Consider the following 22,206-nt stretch of genomic DNA (forward strand, 5'->3'; position numbering starts at 1 on the left):
GCTTTTCCTCAGGCCAACATGCGCACCTTGGGCTCGCGATCCCACTGGCGGGTGCGGGCGGGGGCGAGGAAGGCCTCGGCGTCCTTGGACAGATCGATTACGCCTGCGTCCGGCTCGACGCCCGCCTTGTCCAGCAGGGGCTGGGCCTCGGGGGTGTGGCCGACGGCCTTGAGGTGACCGAAGGCGTCCTTGGCGAAATCGACCGCGGCGCCTTCCTTGAGCAACTGGGCGCAACCTTCGTCGGACAGGACGATGGCGACCGCGTCGAACAGGACCGACGGGCTGCCGGCCAGCTGCCCGTCGGCGATCAGGGTCTTGCCGCCCTTCAGCTTTGCGCCGCCGATCTTGGGCGCGACGATGAAGACCGAGCCGCCGTCGCTCTCGACCGTCGCACGAACGGCGTCGATGACCGCGCCGTCGGATCCGTCGGCGACCAGGATGGCGACCTTTCGGCCCTTCAGGGTGTCGGGATATTTGCCGACGATGCGCAGGGCAGGCGAGGCCTCCAGGTCGATGGGGGCGACGGCCGGTTCCGACGCCTTGGGCAGGGGCAGGTTCAGGCCGTCGGCGACGCGGTGGGCCAGGGTTTCATCGACGTTCTGGAGATTGGCCAGAACGCGCTCCCGGACGTGGGTCAGCGACACCTTGGACAGTTCGAACACGATGGCGCTTGCCAAGTGGGCCTGTTCGATCTCGGTCTGGGAGCGGAAGAACAGCCGCGCCTGGCTGTAGTGGTCGGCGAAGGTCTCGGCGCGCAGCCGGACCTTTTCGCCCTCGACCGGAATGGGCGCAGTGCGGAAGCCGCCCTTGGGATCCTCGCGCGGGCCGCCGTCCTCGCCCGCCTCGGCCAGGCTGTTGGGTTCGTAGTTGGCGCGGCCCTTGGGCACGGCCATCTGCATATGGCCGTCGCGCTGGAAGTTCTGGAAGGGGCAGCCCTTGGCCTGGTTGATCGGGATCTGGTGGAAGTTGACCGTGCCCAGGCGTGACAGCTGGGTGTCCTGATAGGAGAACAAGCGGCCCTGCAGCAGCGGATCTTCCGAGAAGTCGATGCCCGGCACGATATTGGTCGGCAGGAAGGCGACCTGTTCGGTCTCGGCGAAGAAGTTGTCGGGGTTGCGGTCCAGAACCATGCGGCCGATCACGCGGATCGGGTAATCCTCTTCCGGCACCAGTTTGGTGGCGTCCAGGATGTCGAAGGGTAGGGCGTCGGCCTGTTCCTGGGTGAACAGCTGCACGCCGAACTCCCACTCCGGGAAGTCGCCCTGGTCGATGGCCTCATACAGGTCGCGGCGGTGATAGTCGGGGTCGGCGCCGGCGATCTTGACCGCCTCGTCCCAGCAGGTGGACTGTGTCCCCAGCTTGGGCCGCCAGTGGAACTTGACCAGGGTCGCCTCGCCGTCCGCATTCAGCAGGCGGAAGGTGTTGACGCCGAAACCTTCCATCATGCGCAGGCTGCGCGGGATGCCGCGATCCGACATGGCCCACATGACCATATGCATGCTCTCGGGCATCAGGCCGATGAAGTCCCAGAAGGTGTCGTGGGCGCTGGCCGCCTGGGGATACCCTTTGTCGGCCTCCATCTTCACCGAATGGATCAGGTCGGGGAACTTGATCGCATCCTGGATGAAGAAGACGGGAATGTTGTTGCCGACCAGGTCCCAGTTGCCCTCGGTCGTATAGAATTTGACCGCGAAGCCGCGCACGTCGCGCGGCGTGTCCACCGACCCCGCACCGCCGGCGACGGTCGAGAAGCGGGTGAACAACTCGGTCTTCTTGCCGACCTCGGTCAGGATCTTGGCGGTGGTGAAGTCCGACAGGCTGTCGGTCAGTTCGAAGAAGCCGTGGGCGGCCGAACCGCGGGCATGGACGATCCGCTCCGGGATGCGCTCGTGGTCGAAATGCTGGATCTTCTCGCGAAGAATGAAGTCCTCCAGCAGGGTCGCGCCGCGCGGGCCGGCCTTGAGCGAGTTCTGATTGTCGCTGATCGGGACGCCGTGATTGGTCGTGGTGCGGGTCTGGGGCGTTGAGGCGGTCTGGTGCAGTTCGCCGGCATTGCCGAGCGTGGACGCACCGGCGGGGGTGGGTGTTTTGGCCATCTGGAAACCTTGGGGCGGCGGCGTCGACAGGGGTGCGGCGCGCGTTACCATCACAACGTCGCGGGGATGCGATGGTTCTGTGCGGCATCGCGCACACGCGGCGCGGTCATCGCCCTCAGAAAAGTTCGCTCCGTATGCGGCGCGCCCTTCGCATGCGGCGAGGCGGAGTCTATGACGCGACGATGATCGCACGCCTTCGCCCTGTCCCGTTCGACCTCGGTCCCGTCCATTTCGTCGGCATCGGCGGCATCGGCATGAGCGGCATTGCCGAGATCATGCTCAAGATCGGCTATTCGGTGCAGGGCTCGGACGCCAAGGCCAGCGCCAACACCGAACGTCTGGAGACGTTGGGCGCGAAGATATTCATCGGTCATGACGCCGCCCACGTGGGCGAAGGCGTCTCGGCCGTGGTCTATTCGACGGCGGTCAAGGCCGAGAACCCTGAGATGAAGACGGCCCGCGAGCGGCGCATCCCCTTGGTGCGACGGGCCGAGATGCTGGCCGAGCTGATGCGGCTGCAATTCTCGATCGCGGTCGGCGGCACGCACGGCAAGACGACGACGACCTCGATGGTCGCGGCCCTGCTGGATGCGGCCGGGCTGGATCCGACGGTGGTCAACGGCGGCATCATCAACGCCTATGGCACCAACGCCAAGGTCGGCGACGGCGACTGGATCGTGGTCGAGGCGGACGAGAGCGACGGCAGCTTCCTGCGCCTGAAATCGACGGCGGCCATCGTGACCAATATCGATCCCGAACACCTGGATCACTACGGCGACTTCGACGGGGTGCGGAAGGCCTTCATCGATTTCGTCGAAAACATCCCCTTCTACGGTTTCGCCGCCGTCTGCCTGGATCACCCCGAGGTGCAGCGACTGGTCGCCGCCATCGATAACCGGCGGCTGGTGACCTATGGCGTCAATCCTCAGGCCATGGTGCGGGCCGAGAACATCGACATGGGGCCGGACGGCTGCCGGTTCGACGTGGTGTTCAAGGGCGCGGGCGCGGACGCCGACGAGACGCGGATCGACGCCCTGTATCTGCCCATGGCCGGGGGGCACAACATCGCCAACGCCCTGGCCGCCATCGCCGTGGCGCGCGAGCTGAACGTGGCCGACGAGGCGATCAGGACCGGCCTGGCCGGCTTCGGCGGGGTCAAGCGCCGCTTCACCACCACGGGCGTGGTCGGGGGCGTGCGGATCGTGGACGACTATGGCCACCACCCGGTCGAGATCTCCGCCGTGCTGAAGGCCGCGCGCCAGGTGGTGCAGAGCGCCGAGGGCGACGGCCGCGTCATCGCCGTGGTTCAGCCCCACCGCTACACCCGCCTGCGCGACCTGATGGAAGAGTTCTCGACCTGTTTCTCGGACGCCGACGCCGTGATCGTGGCCGACGTCTATGCCGCCGGCGAGGGGCCGCTGGACGGGGTGGACAAGCACGCCCTGGTCGACGGCGTCCGCCGCTTCGGTCACCGCTCGGTTCAGGCGCTGGACGGCGTCGAGGCCCTGCCGGGCGTGATCGCCAGCGAGGCCAAGGCGGGCGATCTGGTCGTCCTGCTGGGCGCCGGCGACATCACGTCCTGGGCTTATGCCCTGCCGGGGCAGTTGGAAGCGTTGAACGGCTGACGGTCCGCGCCTCAGAGATGGGCAAGGATCATGTTGCCCGCGATGAAGGCCAGGAAGCCAGCCATCACAAAGGCGGTGGCGAAGGAGGACAGCCACTCCTGTCGCCCGCGGATGTCGAGTACCTCCTGTTCACTCAGGCCTCCGGCGGTAAGCCGTTTCCGGTCCGCTTCGAACAATGGGATGAGGCAGGCAAAACAGAGCGCCATCGGCAAGAAGACGATGACCAGTTGAACCAGGCTAGAAAATGATGCCCGACCTGCGCTGAACCGCCAAAGGAATGAGGTCAGTGCTTCTTGATGGCCCAAGGGGGCGTAGGCGGCCATCAGCGAGCTCATTCCGACCAGATACAAGAGAGCGTAGACGGCGATCTGGCGCGCCCTCCACTTGATCCGTGGAGGCGGCTGGGTGGACTCTGAACCAAAGCCTGGCATCTCCTCGCCGAGCAGGAATTCGCCAGCCGCCTGCTTGCGTCGGATGTGCCAGAACCATCGATAGGTCGCGGCGTGTAGAATGGGCAGGCCGATTACGGCGACGAACCCGACCAGAATCAGGTTCAAGACTTCCTCGGCGGTGATGGCGATCACAGTATAGGTGTTTACGGCGTAGACGAGCCCGATCCAGCCCATCAGCATGACCGCCGTTAGAACCATGGAGAGAGCGAGGATCTTGACCACTTGAACGGGTTTCATGATGCGACCCTAGGCATGCAGGACGGGGCAGGCCAGCGGCCTTGTTCGTCTATGCTTTGACTTCGGCGCCGGCGCCTTTATCGGACATCGCATGACTCTGAGTGACGATCTTCCTTCCGTGCGCGGCAAGCTGCTGCGTGGCGAACCCCTTGGCCCCTACACCTGGTTCCGGGTGGGCGGCGCGGCCGAGGCCTTGTTCATCCCGGCGGACGCTGATGACCTAGCTGACTTCCTGAAGGCGTTGGACCCGGCCGTCCCCGTGACCGTGCTGGGCGTCGGCTCGAACGTCATTGTACGCGACGGCGGGGTCGAGGGGGTGGTGATCCGCCTGGCTGGGCGGCCGTGGGCGCAGATCACGACGGACGGCGACACGATCACGGCCGGCGCGGGCGCGCTGGACTCCATGGTCGCCAAGGCTTCGGCCAAGGCGGGGATCGCCGGGCTGGAGTTCTATGCCGGCATTCCGGGCACCGTTGGCGGCGCCCTGACCATGAACGCCGGTTGTTACGGTGCGGAGACGAAGGACGTGCTGGTCTCCGCCTGGGGACTGAACCGCAAGGGCGAGCGGGTCGATTACGCTCTGGCCGACTTCGGCTACACCTATCGCCATAGCGAGGCCCCGGCCGACATCCTGTGGGTCGAGGCCACCTATCGCGGCACGCCCGACGCGCCCGAGGCTGTCGCCGCCCGGATCAACGAGATCACCAGCCGTCGCGAGACAACCCAGCCGATCCGTGAAAAGACCGGCGGCTCCACCTTCAAAAATCCACCCGGCCATTCGTCGTGGAAGCTGGTGGACGAGGCCGGCTGGCGCGGCAAGCTGCACGCCGAAACCGGCGGCGGCGCCATGTTCAGCGACCTGCACTCCAACTTCATGATCAACCCCGGCGAGGCGACTGCCGCCGACATCGAGGGCCTGGGCGAGACGGTGCGCGCCGATGTCCTGGCCAAGACCGGCGTTCAGCTGGAATGGGAGATCAAGCGCATCGGTCGGGTGGGCTAACCACAAAATTTCAATCGCGGGGGCGAGAAGGTTGATGGCTTGTTAAACATGTAGGCCGCAATCGGAGACGTCATGGCCCGCGCTTTCACAGACCTTCATGTCGCCGTCCTGATGGGCGGCCTTTCCGCAGAGCGGGAGGTGTCCCTCTCCTCGGGCGAGCAGTGCGCGCAGGCGCTGGAGCGGCAGGGCGTGCGCGTCAGTCGCGTGGACGCCGGGCGAGACCTGGCCAATGTGCTGTCCGGCCTGATCCGGCCCGATGTGGTGCTGAACTGCCTGCACGGCGCCTGGGGCGAGGACGGTTGCGTTCAGGGCGTGCTGGAGACGCTGCGGATTCCCTATACGCATTCCGGCGTGCTGGCCTCGGCCCTGGCGATGGACAAGGACAAGTCCAAGGCCGTCTTGCGGGCGGCCGGCATCAAGGTTCCGGGCGGCGGTCTGTATGATCGCCACGAGGTCGCCAGCCGCCACGTCATCGAGCCGCCCTATGTGGTCAAGCCGAACGCGGAGGGGTCGTCCGTGGGCGTCTTCCTGGTGCGCGAGGGCGCCAATCGGCCCGTCGCCGAGGTGGGCGAGCCCGGCTGGACCTATGGCCAACAGGTGGTGGTCGAACCCTATATCGCCGGCAAGGAACTGTGCGTCACGGTGTTGGGCGAACCGGCCGGGCCGCGCGCCCTGACCGTCACCGACATCACCCCGACCAAGGGATTCTACGACTACGAGGCCAAATATGCGCCGGGTGGGTCGGTTCACGTCCTGCCCGCCGTCCTGCCGGCCTATGTGTTCGAGGCGGCCCTGCGCCAGGCCGAGGCCGCCCACGTCGCCATGGGGTGCCGCGGCGTGTCGCGATCCGACTTCCGTTATGACGATGTTAAGGACGATCTGGTCCTGTTGGAGGTCAATACTCAGCCCGGCATGACCCCGACTTCGCTCGCGCCCGAGCAGGCGGCCTACACCGGAATGAGCTACGATGATCTGGTTCGGTGGATGGTGGAGGACGCCTCATGCCCGCGGTAGTTCGCGGCGGTCGGCGACAGAGTTCTAATCAGGCTCCACAACGCGGCGCGGCTCCCAAAGGGGGAGGGCGGTCGCGTGGCGGGGCCAAGAACGCGTCCGCCATTCCCGGCAAGATGGCCGCCATCGGCCGTGTCGATATCTCACCCCGCACCGCCGTGATCGCCCTGGGCGCCGGCGCGCTGTTGCTGGTCGGCGTTCTGGCGACGGGCGCGCGGGCCGAGCGGATCGGTGCGTCGGTCTCGCACGGGATCGACAACCTGACGGCCGGAATGGGGCTGACGCTCAAGCGGGTGCATATCACCGGCGCCTCGCCCGAGGCCGAGCCGGCGATCCAGCAGGCGCTGGGTCTGTATTCCGGCCAGCCGATCACCAGTCTGGATCTGAACGCGATCCGCGACCGAGTGCAGGGCGTGGGCTGGGTCAAGGAGGCGCGCGTGGTGCGCCTGCTGCCCGACACCCTGATCGTCGAGATCAAGGAACACGACCGCCTCGCCGTCTGGCAGGAGGCCGGTCAGATCAAGGTCATCGACAACCGGGGCCAGGTGATCGCGGGCGCCGATGCGCGCCGCTATCCGACCCTGCCGCTGGTCGTCGGCAAGGGCGCCGATGTGGCGGCCGGCGAGATCCTGCCTCTGCTGGCCCAGCGTCCGCGCCTGATGGGGATGGTGGACGCCCTGGTGCGCGTGGACGAGCGCCGCTGGGATCTGCGTCTCAAGGACGGCAGCCTGATCCAGCTGCCCGCCACCGAACAGGAGGCGGCCCTGATCCGCCTCGATGCGCTGGACCAGCGCGAACGCCTGCTCGACCTGGGCTTCGCCCGCGTCGATCTCAGAACCCCGGACGAGGTCGCCGTGCGACCCACCGGCGACGCTTAGGACACGAAAAACAGATGGCGACGAAGCAACGCGGAGCGGCGAACGATCAGGGTCGGGGCATGGATCCTCGCGCCGGTCGCGCCCCCGTGATCGCCGCGCTGGACATCGGCCAGTCCAAGGTCTCGTGCTTCATCATGAAGCCGGACGGCGTGCGCCACGCCGACCGCACCATTCGCGTCGCGGGCGCCAGCCATGTCCAGTCCAAGGGCGTGAAGGGCGGGGCCATCATCAATATGGACGAGGCCGCCCAGGCCATCGGCCACGCCGTCGAACGCGCCGAGCGCGCGGCCCAGAGCCCCGTCTCCGGCGTCGTCGTGACGACCGCCATCGGTCAGATGGCCAGCCACCGGGTCCAGGCCCGGGTGTCCCTGGGCGCCAATCCGGTCGGGGACGCCGATCTGGCGCGCGCCATCGGCATGGCCCTGGCGCAGATTCGCCTGCCCAACCGTCGGCCCATCCACGTCCTGCCCATCGCCTGGTCGGTGGACGGCGCGCGCGGCGTGCATGATCCGCGTTCGATGCGCGGCGGCTCGCTGGGGCTGGACCTGCTGGTCGTCTCCATGGCCGAGAATGTGTTCACGACCCTGAGCCACTGCCTGGAGCTGGCGCATCTGGACCTGCAGGGCGTGGCCGCCGCGCCCGTCGTGTCGTCTCTGGCCGCGCTGGAAGAGGACGAGATGGACCTGGGCGCGGTCTGCATCGACATGGGCGGCGGCTCGACCAGCGCCGCCGTGTGGGGCGGACGGTCCCTGCTGCATATCGAAAGCCTGAACGTCGGCGGTGATCACGTCACGTCCGACATCGCGCGCGGTCTGTCGACATCCAAGGCGGGCGCCGAACGGCTGAAGACCCTGCACGGTTCGGCCATGGCCAGCGCCAACGAGGACCGCGAGATGCTGGAGGCCCCGCCGCGCGGCGAGGACGCCTCCGCCGGCCCGGTCATCGTCCCGCGCGCCATGCTGAAGACCGTCATCGCCCCCCGCGTAGAGGAAACCCTCGAACTGCTGCGCGATCGGCTGAAGAACGCGGGCGTCGGCCTTGAGCCTGGCGCGGGCCTGGTCCTGACCGGCGGCGCCAGCCAGCTGAACGGCGTGCGCGAACTGGCGGTACGCGTGTTTGACCGCCCCGTTCGCCTCGGAAAACCCCAACGGGCGCCACATTTGGCCGACGCCGCCTCCGGCCCCGCCTTCTGCGCCACAGCCGGCGTCCTGCTCCGCGCCGCCTATGGCCCGCGCGAGGCGGTGTCAGCCCGCAAGCTGATGGCGCGCCAGATCACGGCTGCGGATGCGCCACGTATCCATCGTGGTAATGTGGTGGGTCGGGTGGCAGGGTGGTTGCGGGATAATCTCTGAGCGATGGAAGCTGTCGAATTTGTGTCGCTTAAGAGACATCTCTGACGCATTTCGCCCCCATTGGGACACAAATCGCTTGATCGCATCGCCGGCTTAGATGACAGAATGTTCATCTAACGTCGCTTTTGCTGCGAACCCTGGGGCAATCAATGATCAAGAGAAATTACCTATTCGGCACGACCATCCTTGCTGGCGTGATTGCGGTGTCCACCCCTGCATGGGCGCAGACGACGCCTGCGCAGCAACCGACCACCACTTCGTCGCAATCGACCACGCAAGCTTCCGATGAAGACGCGGCCACGGTGGAGGAAGTCGTCGTTACGGGTTCGCGAATCCCGCGCCCTCAGTATGAGGGCGTCATTCCTGGCGTTCAGGTCGGTTCGCAGGACATCGAACAACGTTTGTTCACCAACGCGGGCGACGTTCTTAACGACATTCCGCTGGTCGGCGGCGGCGCCAGCTTGAATGGCACCAATGGTGGTCAGACCGCCTCTTTGGGCGTGACCTATATCGACCTTTTAAATCTGGGTACGGCGCGTACGCTGACCTTGGTCAACGGACGTCGTTTCGTTTCGAACAACTCGGCGACCATCTTCGTGTCAGGTAACGAAACCGGCTCGCAGGTGGACGCCTCGACCATTCCGGTTGCTTTGATTGATCGTGTCGACATCCTGACTGTCGGCGGCGCTGCGACCTATGGCGCCGACGCCGTGTCCGGCGTGGTCAACTATATCCTGAAGGATAAGTACGAAGGCGCGGAGATCAACATCATCGGAGGCCAAACCTTCGAGTATAATGATGCAGGTCGTATCGCAGTCAACGCGACAGTCGGCCGCTCGTTCCTGGATGACCGCCTGAACATCGCCGTGTCTGGTGAGTATAGCAAGATTGATGGTGTCCTGGCCAATGCTCGTCCGTTCCGGTCCGACAACCAAGGTGATATCTCCAACTTCTTGAACGGTGGTTTCCGCAATCCTGCGTATACGCCTGGAGTTGTCGGTTCGACTGCCTTCCTCGCCGGCGGCGTAGATGGCATTCCTTCGACAATCTACACGCGCAGCCGTCGGCAGATTAACAACTCGTTCGGCGGTGTTGTCTTCAACACCGTCGCAGGTAGCGGCACTTCGGAGTCGGTCGTGACTCAGCCTGGTTTTGCGCGCATCGCGCCGCCGGCTTCGTCCTTTATCTCAGGCACTCTCCAGCAAATCCCGGGCGCACCTAACCTCTGCAACGGCGGGGCTTTCTCCACGGCGCAAGCCGCTGCTGCTGCCGCCGCGAACGCTCGCATCTGTAACTTTGCGCCTTCGGCTTTGCCGGGCGCCACCACGGCCGCCCAAGACGCAAATGCGGCGCGAGTCTTCGCTTTCTACGGCGTCGCGGCTCCCACTGGCGCTACGGCCGCGCAGGTTCGTGCAGCAGCTTTGCAGGTTCTGCAGCAGCGTAACCCCACAGCGCGTGAATACTACGCCGCAAATCCCAATACGCCGCTGAATGCCTTCGCCGGTAGCTTCCTGGCCGGCCTTCCCGACATCGCCAACACCGGTGTCGGATCTGGCGTCCTGCCGCGTTTGGCTGTCCCGCTTCGCTTCAATCGCGACGGGAATCTGGAAACCTTCACGCTGGGAATAGGCGGCCCCAACACGCCAGGCACGTTTGCTACGGGTGTGGGCGGAGATGGCGCCAACCGCACCGACTCGACTGTCCTGCGGGTCGAGCAAGAGCGCAATGTCGGCAATATCATCGGCAGCTACCGCGTGACCGACAATATCCGGTTCTTCACCGAGAACCTGTATTCCGACATCAAGGTCACCAATCCGATCGGCACAGGCGGCCTGTTCAACGGCGTATCCTCCAGCTCGACCGAAAATGCGGCCATCCTGGTGAATGCAAACCATCCGTTCCTGACGGCGCAGAACCGCGCAGCCTTGGCTGCGGCGGGCATCACCGGCAACTTCACGGTCTCTCGTTACAACGAGGATATCGTCAACGACTTGTCGCAGGTCTCGACCAATAAGACCTTCCGCACCGTCAACGGCTTCGAAGGTGATTTCCGTCTGTTTGATCGGAACTTCAACTGGGAGCTGTCGCATACCTACGGCAAGGCCGAAACAAATGTCGAGTTCAGCGCGATCAATGACGTTGCGTTCGCCATGGCTATCGATGCCGTAGATCAGGGTGGCGTGACGCGTTGCCGCGCAGGGTCGGCCGCTACGCCCACCCTGGCTTCTTATCTCGCAACCTACGGCGGCCAGATTCCTGGGACGCAGGCCAACGTCATCAGTCGCGTGGGCACCGACGGCGTTCGCGAGCAGGTCGTGTTCCAGACCAACGCCACCCAGGCCTTGCTTGATGCTTGCCAACCTCTGAATATCTTCGGCGAGGGGCGCGCCTCACAAGCTGCAAAGGACTTCATCAGCGTCCGCAACTTCTTCAACAATGAATCGACGCAGAACTTCACTCAGGCGATCTTCGGCGGTGAAGTGATCAATCTACCTGCCGGTCCGATCCAGTTCGCTCTGTCGGGCGAGTATCGCAAGGAAGAGCTTGCATATACCGTCGATGAAGCGACCCGCATCGGCGCCACGCGATCGGCGCCATCGGCGACGACTTTCGCTGAAGTCGAGACCAAGGAAGGTGGATTGGAGCTGCGCATTCCGATCTTCGGCGGTGATTTCACTCTGCCGTTCTTCCAATCCCTGGAATTCAACCCGTCGATCCGCTATACTCAGCTTGAGGGCTCCGCGCCTGCTTTCCGCGATACGACCGGCACCCTGCGTACGCCTAGCTACAAGGGCGACGTCGAGGAAATCTACACTCTGGCCGGAACCTGGAGGCCATCGGAAGATATCCTGTTCCGTGGCAACATCTCGAAGTCGGTCCGTCAGCCCAGCATCGTCGAGCTGTTCCTGGGCGGCCAACCCTTCTTCACGTCGTCGGCGGATCCCTGCTCCACCGCGAATATCAGCGTAGGCCCGAATCCCGCCACGCGTCGTTCGAACTGCATCACGGACGTTCTGAACCGAGCGGCCGACAACGGAGGGACACTGACGGGTTCTTCGGGATCGGTCTCGATCACCGACAGGGCCAGCGCCGAAAACTTCCTGAACACCAACTTCACGCCGTCAGGCGCTGCGTTCACCGGTCTGATCTCCGGCACTCAAGCCCTACGTCCTGAAGAGGGCGATTCCTTCACCTATGGCTTCGTCGCGACACCTCGGTTCATTCCGAACTTCATCTTTGCTGCAGACTATCTGGAGATTACGGTCACCGGCGCTCTTGGCCCCTTGCTGGCACAACCGGCGGCCGAATTCTGCTACGATAGTGCAGGATTCCCGGACAACTCCGGCGACATTGGTGTGAATAGCTGCGCCGGCATTCGCCGTGACACGAACTTCAACTTCACCAACGGGTTTGAACTGCCCTTCTTCAACCTGGGTGGAACGCGTGTTAAGGCGATCAACTCGAATTTCAGCTACAGCATGGATCTGGGGGATGTCTTCTCGGCTAACCGCGATCTCGGCAAGCTGAGCTTCCGAGGCAACATCTACTACCTGCTCGAATACACGACGTCGGGAACGGGTGATTTCAGCGACTCTCAGTCGGCTGAAGACACTTTGGCCAATCCTGTCTGGTCTACTCAACTGACGGCGCTTTATGATCTTGGCCGCTTCAACGCGCGCTGGACGACGGAAATCCAGGATGCGACCCGGATCAAGTCTGCGGGCACCCCGATCGGGATCGAGTTCCAGCCGATCGTTCGGTACGATGGTTACACTTTGCACTCGCTGTCGCTTGGCTATGACGTTACGGAGAACACCCGTGCACAACTGGTCATCGACAACGTGACCGACGAAGACGCTCTGGGATCTAATGGGTTCTTCAATGGAGCCTATATCGACAACATTGGTCGCCGCTGGACGGCATCGGTCCAGATGCGGTTCTAACCGGACAGAAGCTGGTGAGTTTGAGGGCCCGGGAAACACCCGGGCCCTTTTCTTTGCGTTTCTCACGCAGTGCAAAGCTTGTTGTGGCGTTCAAAATGGTGGGTCTTGTCCGTAAAAGGTGTTGGATGTGACCCGACTCACATTATCGCCGTAACCTTCTCTTAACCTTCATGGGCGCAATCCTTAACGCGCTCATAACCAAAGCGATTCGGCGGGGCGGTCGGTTGGTTTGAAGGGGCGGGTCAGCAGGTCGGAAAAAGAAATGTCGCTCTCATTGGTCAAGCCGCAACACACTGAACTCAAGCCCCGCATCGTCGTGTTCGGCGTCGGCGGCGCCGGCGGAAACGCCGTGAACAACATGATCGACGCCGGCCTCGAAGGGGTCGAATTCGTCGTGGCCAACACCGACGCGCAGCACCTCAGCTTCGCCAAGACGGATCGCCGCATCCAGTTGGGCGAGACCATCACGCAAGGCCTGGGCGCGGGCGCCCACCCCGAAGTCGGCATGAACGCCGCCGAGGAATCCGCCGACGAGATTCATCAGCACCTGGAAGGTGCGCATATGGTCTTCATCACCTGCGGCATGGGCGGCGGCACCGGCACCGGCGCGGCCCCCGTCATCGCCAAGTGCGCGCGTGATCGCGGCATCCTGACCGTCGGCGTCGTGACCAAGCCCTTCACCTTCGAAGGCCGTCACCGCATGCGCCTGGCCGACGCGGGCGTCGCCGAGCTGCAGCGCTATGTCGACACCCTGATCGTCATTCCGAACCAGAACCTGTTCCGCGTCGCCAACGAACGCACCACCTTCGCCGACGCCTTCGGCATGGCCGACCAGGTGCTGCACTCGGGCGTGCGTTCGATCACCGACCTGATGATCCTGCCAGGCCTGATCAACCTGGACTTCGCCGACGTCCGCGCCGTCATGTCCGAGATGGGCAAGGCGATGATGGGCACGGGCGAGGCCTCGGGCGACGACCGCGCGTTGCTGGCCGCCCAGAACGCCATCGCGAACCCGCTGCTGGACGAGACCTCGCTGAAGGGCGCCAAGGCCGTGCTGGTCAACATCACCGGCGGTCTGGACATGACCCTGCTGGAAGTCGACGAGGCCGCCAACGCCATCTCGGCCGAGGTGGACGGCGACGCCAACATCATCTTCGGCGCGGCCTTCGATCCCGCCCTGGACGGCAAGATCCGCGTCTCGGTCGTGGCCACCGGCATGGACGAGGGTGAGATCAAGCGTATCGAACCCATCGCCCCACCGGCCGCCAGCGCGCCTTTGGCCGGTCATGACGCCCGCCGTTCGGCTGGTGGTCTGTATGGCACGCAGCCGTCGCGCGCGCCGGAACCGACGCGGGATATGTATCGCGAGCCGGTGCGTGCGGAAGCCCCGCGTGCGCCCGAGCCCCGCATTGAGGCGGCGCCGGTCGTGCCGACCTTTCAGGCTCCAGCCGCTCGCGAGCCGGAACCGCGGCCCGAGCCGGTGATCCGCGTCGCCGAACAGCAGCCGCGCGCCTTGGATCCCATCGTCGATCCGTGGGTCGAGGAATATGAGACCCGCGCTCCGGCTCCTCGCGTCGCGCCGCAGGGCGACCTGTACGTCGAGCGTGAACGCGCCGCGCCTGTCGCGCAGCCCCAGGCCGACGACGGTTATGATGACCGCGATCACCGCCGCAGCGGCTGGAGCCTGTTCGGTCGCGGCAAGCGCACCCAGCCTCAGCACGAGGCCTCCTATGCACCCCAGCCTACGCATCAAGCGCGTGGGTCGGCCCAACCGGCGCAGCAAGCGGAACCGGAGGCGGGACAGGCCGATGACGACCTGGAAATCCCATCCTTTCTCCGCCGTCTGGCCAACTAGACAACCCAAGTGACGATGGAACGCCCCGGAGCCCGGCTCCGGGGCGTTCTTCGTTTCAGGATGTGTCCCAGACCGAAACAATCCGAAACCGGACTTTGATTTCGCGGTTGCGGCATGCCCGCTACATGAAACCTAGGGCGTAATCCGCATGGTGTGCGGCGCGCAGAACCAAGAGCGAGTTTGAGTTTGTCGGTCAGAAACGACCATCACGAACACACCATCGTCGCCCCGGCCATCATCGCCGGCGTCGGGGTGCATACCGGCCGCCGCGTGCGGCTGGCGGTTCGGCCTGCGCCTTCGGGCACGGGCATTGTCTTCGTGCGCACCGACATTACCGACCGCGACAACCGTATTCCGGTGTCGGGCGAGGCCGTCGTGGACGCCCGCCTGAATACGATGATCGAGAACGGCGCCGGCGTTCGTCTGTCGACCATCGAGCATCTGATGGCCGCCTTCGCCGCGCTGGGCGTGTCGAACGCCGTGATCGAGGTGGACGGACCGGAGCTGCCGATCCTGGACGGATCGGCGCTGGAGTTCGTGCAACTGCTGGACCGGGCGGGTTTCCGTCCGCAACCGACGCCGCAGCGCTATATCGAAATCCTGGAAACGGTCCACGTCACCGAAGGCGACAAGCACGCGGCCCTGCTGCCGTGCGACCGTTACGAGATGCGGTTCGAAATCGACTTCCCGTCGGCCGTGATCGGCAACCAGGTCATCGACTTCGTGGTGGACGAGCCGACCTTCCGCAATGACATCATGGCCGCCCGCACCTTCGGCTTCGCCCATGAGGTCGAGGCCCTGCGTCAGGCGGGCCTGGCGCGCGGCGGTTCGCTGGAGAACGCCGTGGTCATCGACGGCGACGAGATCCTGAATCCCGGCGGCCTGCGCATGGAACGCGAGTTCGTGCGTCACAAGGCGCTGGATGCGATCGGTGACCTGTATGTCCTGGGCGCGCCTCTGCTGGCCCGTTACGAGGGCTATAAGGCCGGTCACGCGCTGAACAACCGTCTGGTGCGGGCGCTGCTGGCTGCGCCCCATGCCTGGCGCGAAGTGACGCGCGTGCCGGAGCTGGCGCGGGTGGGCTGAGCCCGCGTTATCCCTCCCCGGAACGGGGAGGGTGGTCGAGCCATAGGCGAGACCGGGTGGGGAGGGCCAAGTGACGCCCCACAGACCTCTTCTTACATCAGGCAAGTGCATCCCTGCCGGGCCGCCCCCACCCCGGAACGGGGAGGGAGAGGCTTTATGCGCTAAGCTCCAATCACGCTGATCAACCGCCCGAAATCCGGCTCGCCTTGCTGGAAGGCGCGGCGGTTCGAATAGAAGCGCTCCGCGTCCGCGCAGGTGTCGTGGCCGGTCCAGACGGCCTGGCCGACGCCGGCCTGCTGCAGCCTCCACAGGACGAAGCCGGGCAGGTCGAACTGGCGTTTGTCGTCGGTCTCGCCGGGGTAGAAGAAGCGGTCGCTGCCGGGGTCGTGGTGGGTGAAGCGGTCCTCGAAATCGACGCCGACCTCGTAGCTGGCGGGGGCGATGCACGGGCCGACGACGGCCAGGGTGCGGCGGGGATCGGCGCCCAGGGCCTGCATGGCGGTGACGGCGGAATGGATTACGCCGCCTAGCGCGCCCTTCCAGCCGGCATGGACAGCGGCGACGATGCGGGTCTCGGGATCCGCCAGCAAAACCGGCGCACAGTCGGCGGTCAGGACCGAACACAGCAGACCAGGCTCGGCCGAGACGACGGCGTCGCCTTCGGGTCTGTCGCCATGCCAGGGTCCTTCCGCCACGCGGGCGACAGCGGAATGAATCTGGTAGCAGCCGTTCAGATGGTCGGCGTCTGCGCCGAAATGGGCGGCGACGCGGCGGCGGTTTTCGGCGACGGCGGCGGGATCGTCCTTTGAGCCGACGCCGGCGTTCAGGCCTTCGTAGAGGCCGGTCGAGACGCCGCCCGCGCGGGTGAAGTAGCCGTGGGCGATGCCGGCGGCGGTCAGAAGCGGGTGGGTGATGGGGGCCAGATCGCTCATGCCCCCACCTATATCACGCGTCCCAGCCGGGCACGATCAGGGATCGGGGCGCAAAGATCGCGGCGGCCTTGAACAGGCGTCCCATCTGATCGTCGCCGGTTAGCCGGTCCAGCTGGCGCGCGATGACGGCGGCGGCTTCGGGCCGGCTGGTCGTCAGCGCCTCGGCGCGGGCCTGGATGCCCAGCAGGCGCAGGAACTCGCCCTGGGGCAGGCAGCCGGTGACGTCGGCGCCGGTGCGAACAGCGGCCTCCATGACCAGGGGGAAGTCGGCCCATTGGGTCAGGTCGGCCTCGCCCGGCGTCGACAGGGGATCGACCTTCTGGTGGCGACGCAGGGCCTGGAGGGTGTCGCCAGCCTCGGGCCGGGCGCGGCCGTAGTCGATCAGCAGGGCGGCGCCCGAAGCGGCCTTCATCAACAGGCCCAGGTCGCGGCCGAAGAGGGCCTGCTGCTCCGAGATTTCGAGGATGCCGCCCGGCGCAATGTCGAAATCGGGCTTGTGGAAGCCGCCGGAGATGGCGGTGAGGCCGAAGATCAGGTCGCCGTCGTCGGTGACGCCGATGCGGCGTTCGGCCCAGCCGCCGTCGGTGCGCACGAACTGACGCGCGGGCATGCAGTCCAGCACCTCGTTGGCGATCAGGATGACGGGGGCGTCGGTTTCGATCCGCGTCAGGTCGCGCACCCAGCGGGGCGACAGGTCAGCGCCGGCCAGGGCCTTGGCCTGAAGATCGCGCAAGGGAGCGCTGGGTTCGATCAGGATCAGGTCGCAGGCTTCCAGGAAGCCGGGGACCAGGCGAGCGGCCCGCAGGGCGTCGCTCATCAATGTGCCGTCGCCGGGACCGACCTCGACCAGGCGGAAGCGTTCGGGTGCGCCCAGGCGGTTCCAGGTCTCGACCGCCCACAGGCCGATCAGTTCGCCGAACATCTGGCTAACCAGGGGTGCGGTGATGAAGTCGCCGCGTGCGCCCAGGTCAGGACGCGAGGCATAGTAGCCGCCCTTGGGATCGTGCAGGCAGCGGGTGACGTAGTCGGCGACCGTCATCGGACCCGTCAGGGCGATCTCTCGCGCCAGACGGGACTTGAGGGTTTGCGCCTCGCTCATGCCTCGGCGGCGACTGGCGGACGCTTCCATGCGCGCCAGATCAGCCAGGCGCCGACCAGGATCATCGGGATCGACAGCATCATCCCCATGGTCAGGCCCAGCGGGAAGTCGGGCATGCCGAAGTCAGGCTCGCGCACATTCTCCAGCGCGGCGCGGCAGACGCCGTAGCCGACCAGGAACAGGCCGGTGATGTAGCCGGGCTTCTTGAGCAGGTCGAACTTCCAGATCGCAATGGACAGGATGGATAACAGGACGATCCCTTCCAGCCCGGCCTCATAGAGCTGACTGGGGTGGCGGGGCGCGTCGCCGGCGGGGCAGAAGCCGTACATCTGTTCGATGCGGGCGTTGCAGAAGCGCACGGCCCATGGAACGGTCGTCTCGCGGCCCCACAGCTCGCCATTGATGAAGTTGGCCAGGCGGCCGAACATCAGGCCGATGGGCACCACAGGAGCGACCATGTCGCCGAGGCGCAGCATGTCGATCTTCTGCGAGCGGGCATACAGGGCGATGGCCACGACCACGCCCAGGAAGCCGCCGTGGAAGCTCATGCCGCCGGTCCAGAGCTGGAACAGTTCGAACCGTTCGCCCAGGGTCTGGCCGGTGAACAGCTGGCCGTACATGGCCGGCTTGTAGAAGAGGGCATAGCCGAGCCGGCCGCCCAGGATGATGCCCAGGACGATCCACAGCACCAGGTCGTCCAGCTGCGTCGTGGTGACGGGCGGCTTGCCCGGCGCCCACAGTCGCTGGGTCTTGGCCAAGCGTGCGGCATACCACCAGCCCAGCACGATGCCCGCCACATAGGCCAAGGCGTACCAGCGGATCGGAAGCGGTCCGAGGTGGATCAGAACCGGATCGAATTCGGGAAAGGGCAAGGGGCGTTCCTGTGAAGGGCAGTCTCTGAAGGGCGGTTTAGCAAGCGTCGCTGCGTCCGTCGCCTGTGAAGACGAATAACAACGCCTTGATGGCATCCGCGAAGCAGCAGAAAGAAAGGTTTCGTTCACCATAGTCGGTGAACCTTCGTTAACGACGTTGAGGTCGGAGCCGCCATGCAGACCCGCAATCCCATCCTGGACGAGTTCGCCAAGCTGACGACCGGCGCCATGGGCCTGGCCCAGGCCGCAGGCGAAGAGGCCAAGACCGCCTGGCGCGCCCAGGCCGACCGGATCGCCGCCGAGATGGACCTGGTCCGCCGCGACGAATTCGATGTGCTGAAAGACGAGATCGCCGCCCTGCGGGCCGAGATCGCGGAGCTTAAGGCAGCAAAAAAGCCGGCCGCAAAGCCTGCGAAGGGAACGTCCACAGATGGAACTCAACCCGGGGACGCAGCCGGTTGAGCCGAATCTGCGAACAGGCTTACCGTTCTGTTAACGCCCGCGATTCTCGCGGATGCAGCTCGAATCGAGACAATTGATGGATATCGCCCGGCCAGAGGAGATGGACGTGCCCTTCGACCCGCTTGAGGTCGTCGAGCATGTTCTTACGGCCGAGAATCTTCCGTTCGACCGCACCGATGACGGCGACCTGGCATTCGCCTTAGCCGGCGACTGGAAGGATTATGAGCTGTGGTTCGCCTGGCGGCCCGAGGGCGACTGCCTTCAGCTGTGCTGCGCGCTGGACCTGAAGGTGGCCAAGAGCCGCAAGACCGCCGCCTATGAACTGGTCGGCCTGATCAACCAGCGCACCTGGATGGGCCATTTCGAGGTCTGGGCCGAGGATGGCGAGATCGTCTTCCGTCACTCGCTGGCCCTGCCGATGGGCGAGCGCCCGACCCTGGCCCAGGCTGCGTCCATGATCGACGCGGCCATCGAGGCCTCAGACCGCTACTACCCCGCCTTCGACTTCATGGTGCGCGGGAACAAGAAGCCGCAGGAGGCGATCGACGCCTGCCTGTTCGAGACCGTCGGCACTGCCTGATGGCCGGTTTCGGTCCCGTCGTCCTGGTCGGTTGCGGCCGGCTGGGATCCGCCATTCTGGAAGGCTGGCTGCTGACCGCGACGGTGGCGGCGTCCGACCTGATCATCCTCAGTCCGTCAGAAAAGCCGACCGCCGAGGCGGCGCGGGTAAAGGGCGCGCGGATCAATCCCCCGTTGGAGACGCTGACCGAGGCCGCTGTCATCGTGCTAGCTGTCAAGCCGGCGCTGTGGCGTGAGGTGATGGCCCCGCTGGCGCCGTTCCTGAACGACCGGACCGTGATCCTGTCGGTGATGGCGGGCGTGACCGCGCCGACGTTGGCCGAGGGAATCGGTGGCTGGCCCATCGTGCGGGTGATGCCGACGACGGGTGTGTCGCGCGGACGCGGCGTGGCCTCGGTCTGGTCGGCGGATGCGCGAGCCGAGGACATCGGGCGGGCGCTGTTCGAGCCGATGGCCGAGACCGTGGTGCTGGCCGACGAGGCCCTGATGGATGCGGCGACGGCGGTGGCCGGATCGGGCGCGGCCTATTTCTACGCCTTCACCGAAGCCCTGGCGCGGGCCGGAGAGACGGCGGGGCTGGATGCGGCGACGGCGGACGTGCTGGCGCGCGCGACGCTCAGGTCCGCAGCGGATTCGATGGGGGAAGATGGGCTGGACGCCCTGATCGGCCGGATCGCCTCTCCCGGCGGCTCGACCCGCGCCGGGCTGGACGCCATGGCGAAGGACGGCCGCCTGACGGCGATGCTGGACGAGACGGTCGCGGCGGCGGTCAAACGCAACCGCGAAATGGGTTAGAAGCGCCCGCGCTCGATCTGATTGCCGAAGCGCTCGAAGGCGCGGTCTGCGTCGCGCCAGACGCTGTAGCCCCAGACATCGGCGAGGTTGGGCGAGAAGTAGGAATAGTTCACCGGCAAGGTCTGGCCGTCCGCCGTGACGATCTCACCCTTGATCGCCGCGCCGCCGATCGAGACGCTGTTGATGGGGTCGAGGCCCGGCGTCTGGCGCACCTGCTCCCAGGTCGGGCGGTTCGGCTTCAGGTCGGTCAGGATCAGATTGGCCGTGGCGCCGGGGTAGCCTTGCTCCAACGCCTTGCCGACCTCGGCCTGAAGGCTGGCGATTTGTTCGTTGACCTCGCGGTCGCCGAGCTTTTCGACCTGACGCTGAAGTTCCGGGCCGACCGAGACGTTCACGGTCGGGGCCTGCGCCTGGGCCATGGCGGCGGCTGCGAGGGTCGCGGCCAAGGGTGCAAAGAAGGCAAGTCTACGCATCGAGTTCATCTCCAAGCCCTGTCGGAACCAAGATGACCCTTGCGAGGCCGTTTCGCCAGCCCCCGACCGACGAAAGCTGAAAGGCCTCAGGCGATCTCGGCGACCGTGACGGTTCCCGGCACGCGGATCGTGGCCTTCAGCCCGCCGAGGTCGCTCCGGTCCAGGGTGACGTCGCCGCCGTGACCGCGCGCCACATCGCGGGCGATGGCCAGGCCCAGGCCGACGCCCTTGCGGTTCTGATTGCGAGACTCGTCCAGGCGCGAGAAGGGGCGGAAGGCCTCGTCATACATGGCCTCGGGGATGCCCGGCCCGTCGTCCTCGACGATGATCTCCAGCCCGCCGGACGCCAGGGCCCGGCCCGACAGCCGCACATGTTCGCCGTGCGAGGCGGCGTTGCCGGCCAGGTTCACCAGGGCGCGCTTGAAGGCGAGGGGACGCACGGACGCCGTCATGCCCTCGGGGACCAGGACCTGGACCTCGGCGCCCACACGCCGGGCGTCTTCGCCGGCCGCCTTGAGCAGGTCGGAGATCGACACCGGCTTGGGCGGTTCGCCGGCCTCGCCCCGGGCGAAGTCGAGATATTCGTCGATCATATGCTCCATCTCGTCCAGGTCGCCGCGCATGGCGGCCTGGCGCTTGAACGGCGGGGCCAGGGCCAGTTCGAGACGAAGACGGGTCAGGGGCGTGCGCAGGTCGTGGCTGACCGAGGCGAGCAGGGCGGTGCGCTGGTCGATGTGGCGCTGGATGCGGTCGCGCATGGCCATGAAGGCGACGGCCGCGGCGCGCACTTCGCGTGCGCCATGCGGCTTGAACCGGGGCACGGTCTCGCCGCGCCCAAAGGCCTCTGCCGCGTCGGCCAGCCGCTCGATGGCGCGGACCTGGTTGCGGATGAACAGGATGGCCACGCCCATCAGCAGGACGGTCGCCACCGCCAGCCACAGGACGAAGATGTGGGCCTGGGTCGCCACGGCGCGTTCGCGCGGGGCGATGATGCGAAGTACGCCCTGCGGCTCCTGCACCTGAATGTCGACATAGGCGGGGTAGCGGGTGGTGTCGAACCAGTAGGGGCGGTCCACACGAGCGTCCAAGGCCTTGTCCAGCACCCGGTCCACCACGCCGATGGCCCCGCGCCGCTCTTCCGTCGGCAGGGTGCGGCCTTCCTGAAGCACGATGGACAGGGACATCGACCGCTCGGCGCGATTGGCCAGCTTTTCCAGATTGGCCGGGCTGGGATCATCCTCATAGCTTTCGACGGCCCAGGCGATGTCGCCGGCCAGGCCTTCGGACAGGCGCGCGGTCACGGTCTGCCAGTGGGCGTCGAAGAAGACCCAGGTCACCGCCATCTGCATGACCAGCACCGGCAGGACGATGATCAGCAGCGACCGGCCCCACAGCGAGGTCGGCAGGCGCCGCTTCAGGAACCGCGGCCACAGATAGGCGGGCAGCAGCCGCATC

General features: G+C 65.9%; 18 protein-coding genes. 11 read left to right on the plus strand and 7 right to left on the minus strand.

Annotated features, from left to right (window positions below; genetic code table 11):
* Positions 1 to 8 precede the first annotated feature (8 nt).
* The gene (locus ACQY72_RS14260; protein ID WP_428154378.1) at positions 9 to 2,096 is read right to left on the minus strand and encodes a catalase; all 2,088 of its coding nucleotides are present in this window, start codon (positions 2,094 to 2,096) and stop codon (positions 9 to 11) included.
* Between the two features lie 182 nt (positions 2,097 to 2,278).
* On the opposite strand from ACQY72_RS14260, the gene murC reads away from it, so the two are divergent.
* Positions 2,279 to 3,721, plus strand: a complete 1,443-nt coding sequence (murC, locus tag ACQY72_RS14265; protein WP_428154380.1) for a UDP-N-acetylmuramate--L-alanine ligase — start codon at positions 2,279 to 2,281, stop codon at positions 3,719 to 3,721.
* A gap of 11 nt (positions 3,722 to 3,732) precedes the next feature.
* Here murC and ACQY72_RS14270 read toward each other — a convergent pair whose 3' ends face one another.
* Positions 3,733 to 4,410, minus strand: coding sequence for a hypothetical protein (locus ACQY72_RS14270; protein WP_428154382.1), 678 nt, complete (start codon positions 4,408 to 4,410; stop codon positions 3,733 to 3,735).
* A 91-nt stretch (positions 4,411 to 4,501) separates the two neighbouring features.
* Between ACQY72_RS14270 and murB the strand changes: the two genes are divergently transcribed.
* The 7 genes from murB to lpxC all read left to right on the plus strand — a co-directional run bounded on the left by murB (position 4,502) and on the right by lpxC (position 15,539).
* Positions 4,502 to 5,413 carry a UDP-N-acetylmuramate dehydrogenase gene (murB, locus tag ACQY72_RS14275; protein ID WP_428154383.1) on the plus strand — a complete coding sequence of 304 codons (912 nt, stop codon included), beginning with the start codon at positions 4,502 to 4,504 and terminating at the stop codon, positions 5,411 to 5,413.
* A 72-nt stretch (positions 5,414 to 5,485) separates the two neighbouring features.
* Positions 5,486 to 6,427, plus strand: coding sequence for a D-alanine--D-alanine ligase (locus ACQY72_RS14280; protein WP_428154384.1), 942 nt, complete (start codon positions 5,486 to 5,488; stop codon positions 6,425 to 6,427).
* On the plus strand, positions 6,415 to 7,302 hold the full coding sequence (locus tag ACQY72_RS14285; RefSeq protein ID WP_428154385.1) for a cell division protein FtsQ/DivIB: 888 nt from the start codon (positions 6,415 to 6,417) through the stop codon (positions 7,300 to 7,302). The genes ACQY72_RS14280 and ACQY72_RS14285 overlap by 13 nt, the downstream gene beginning before the upstream one ends.
* 59 nt (positions 7,303 to 7,361) lie before the next feature.
* On the plus strand, positions 7,362 to 8,654 hold the full coding sequence (gene ftsA / locus ACQY72_RS14290; RefSeq protein ID WP_008263640.1) for a cell division protein FtsA: 1,293 nt from the start codon (positions 7,362 to 7,364) through the stop codon (positions 8,652 to 8,654).
* Between the two features lie 149 nt (positions 8,655 to 8,803).
* Positions 8,804 to 12,598 (plus strand): TonB-dependent receptor domain-containing protein, encoded by a 3,795-nt coding sequence (locus ACQY72_RS14295; RefSeq protein ID WP_428154387.1) that lies wholly within the window; start codon positions 8,804 to 8,806, stop codon positions 12,596 to 12,598.
* Between the two features lie 262 nt (positions 12,599 to 12,860).
* Positions 12,861 to 14,453, plus strand: coding sequence for a cell division protein FtsZ (gene ftsZ, locus ACQY72_RS14300; protein WP_428154389.1), 1,593 nt, complete (start codon positions 12,861 to 12,863; stop codon positions 14,451 to 14,453).
* A 186-nt stretch (positions 14,454 to 14,639) separates the two neighbouring features.
* Positions 14,640 to 15,539, plus strand: a complete 900-nt coding sequence (gene lpxC / locus ACQY72_RS14305) for a UDP-3-O-acyl-N-acetylglucosamine deacetylase (RefSeq protein ID WP_428154390.1) — start codon at positions 14,640 to 14,642, stop codon at positions 15,537 to 15,539.
* Between the two features lie 161 nt (positions 15,540 to 15,700).
* On the opposite strand, the gene pgeF is transcribed toward lpxC, so the two are convergent.
* The 3 genes from pgeF to lgt are packed head-to-tail and all read right to left on the minus strand — an operon-like array spanning position 15,701 to position 18,442.
* On the minus strand, positions 15,701 to 16,471 hold the full coding sequence (gene pgeF, locus ACQY72_RS14310) for a peptidoglycan editing factor PgeF (protein WP_428154392.1): 771 nt from the start codon (positions 16,469 to 16,471) through the stop codon (positions 15,701 to 15,703).
* 13 nt (positions 16,472 to 16,484) lie between these two features.
* On the minus strand, positions 16,485 to 17,570 hold the full coding sequence (locus ACQY72_RS14315; protein ID WP_428154394.1) for a class I SAM-dependent methyltransferase: 1,086 nt from the start codon (positions 17,568 to 17,570) through the stop codon (positions 16,485 to 16,487).
* Positions 17,567 to 18,442, minus strand: a complete 876-nt coding sequence (gene lgt, locus ACQY72_RS14320; protein WP_428154395.1) for a prolipoprotein diacylglyceryl transferase — start codon at positions 18,440 to 18,442, stop codon at positions 17,567 to 17,569. The genes ACQY72_RS14315 and lgt overlap by 4 nt, the downstream gene beginning before the upstream one ends.
* A gap of 174 nt (positions 18,443 to 18,616) precedes the next feature.
* Here lgt and ACQY72_RS14325 point away from each other — a divergent pair, with 174 nt between their 5' ends.
* From ACQY72_RS14325 to ACQY72_RS14335, 3 genes are all read left to right on the plus strand, one after another.
* Entirely contained in the window at positions 18,617 to 18,904 is a 288-nt protein-coding gene (locus ACQY72_RS14325) for an accessory factor UbiK family protein (protein ID WP_428154396.1), read from the plus strand.
* Between the two features lie 76 nt (positions 18,905 to 18,980).
* Positions 18,981 to 19,484, plus strand: a complete 504-nt coding sequence (locus ACQY72_RS14330; RefSeq protein WP_087119719.1) for a YbjN domain-containing protein — start codon at positions 18,981 to 18,983, stop codon at positions 19,482 to 19,484.
* The gene (locus ACQY72_RS14335) at positions 19,484 to 20,278 is read left to right on the plus strand and encodes a pyrroline-5-carboxylate reductase family protein (protein WP_428154398.1); all 795 of its coding nucleotides are present in this window, start codon (positions 19,484 to 19,486) and stop codon (positions 20,276 to 20,278) included. Before ACQY72_RS14330 ends, ACQY72_RS14335 begins: the two co-directional genes overlap by 1 nt.
* On the opposite strand, the gene ACQY72_RS14340 is transcribed toward ACQY72_RS14335, so the two are convergent.
* Both ACQY72_RS14340 and ACQY72_RS14345 read right to left on the minus strand, forming a co-directional pair.
* Positions 20,275 to 20,751 (minus strand): hypothetical protein, encoded by a 477-nt coding sequence (locus ACQY72_RS14340; protein WP_428154399.1) that lies wholly within the window; start codon positions 20,749 to 20,751, stop codon positions 20,275 to 20,277. The two genes, ACQY72_RS14335 and ACQY72_RS14340, sit on opposite strands and share 4 nt — an antisense overlap.
* Before the next feature lie 86 nt (positions 20,752 to 20,837).
* Entirely contained in the window at positions 20,838 to 22,205 is a 1,368-nt protein-coding gene (locus ACQY72_RS14345) for an ATP-binding protein (RefSeq protein WP_428154400.1), read from the minus strand.
* Between the last annotated feature and the right edge of the window lies 1 nt (position 22,206).

This window comes from Brevundimonas sp., from assembly GCF_965279155.1.
Lineage (GTDB): Bacteria > Pseudomonadota > Alphaproteobacteria > Caulobacterales > Caulobacteraceae > Brevundimonas.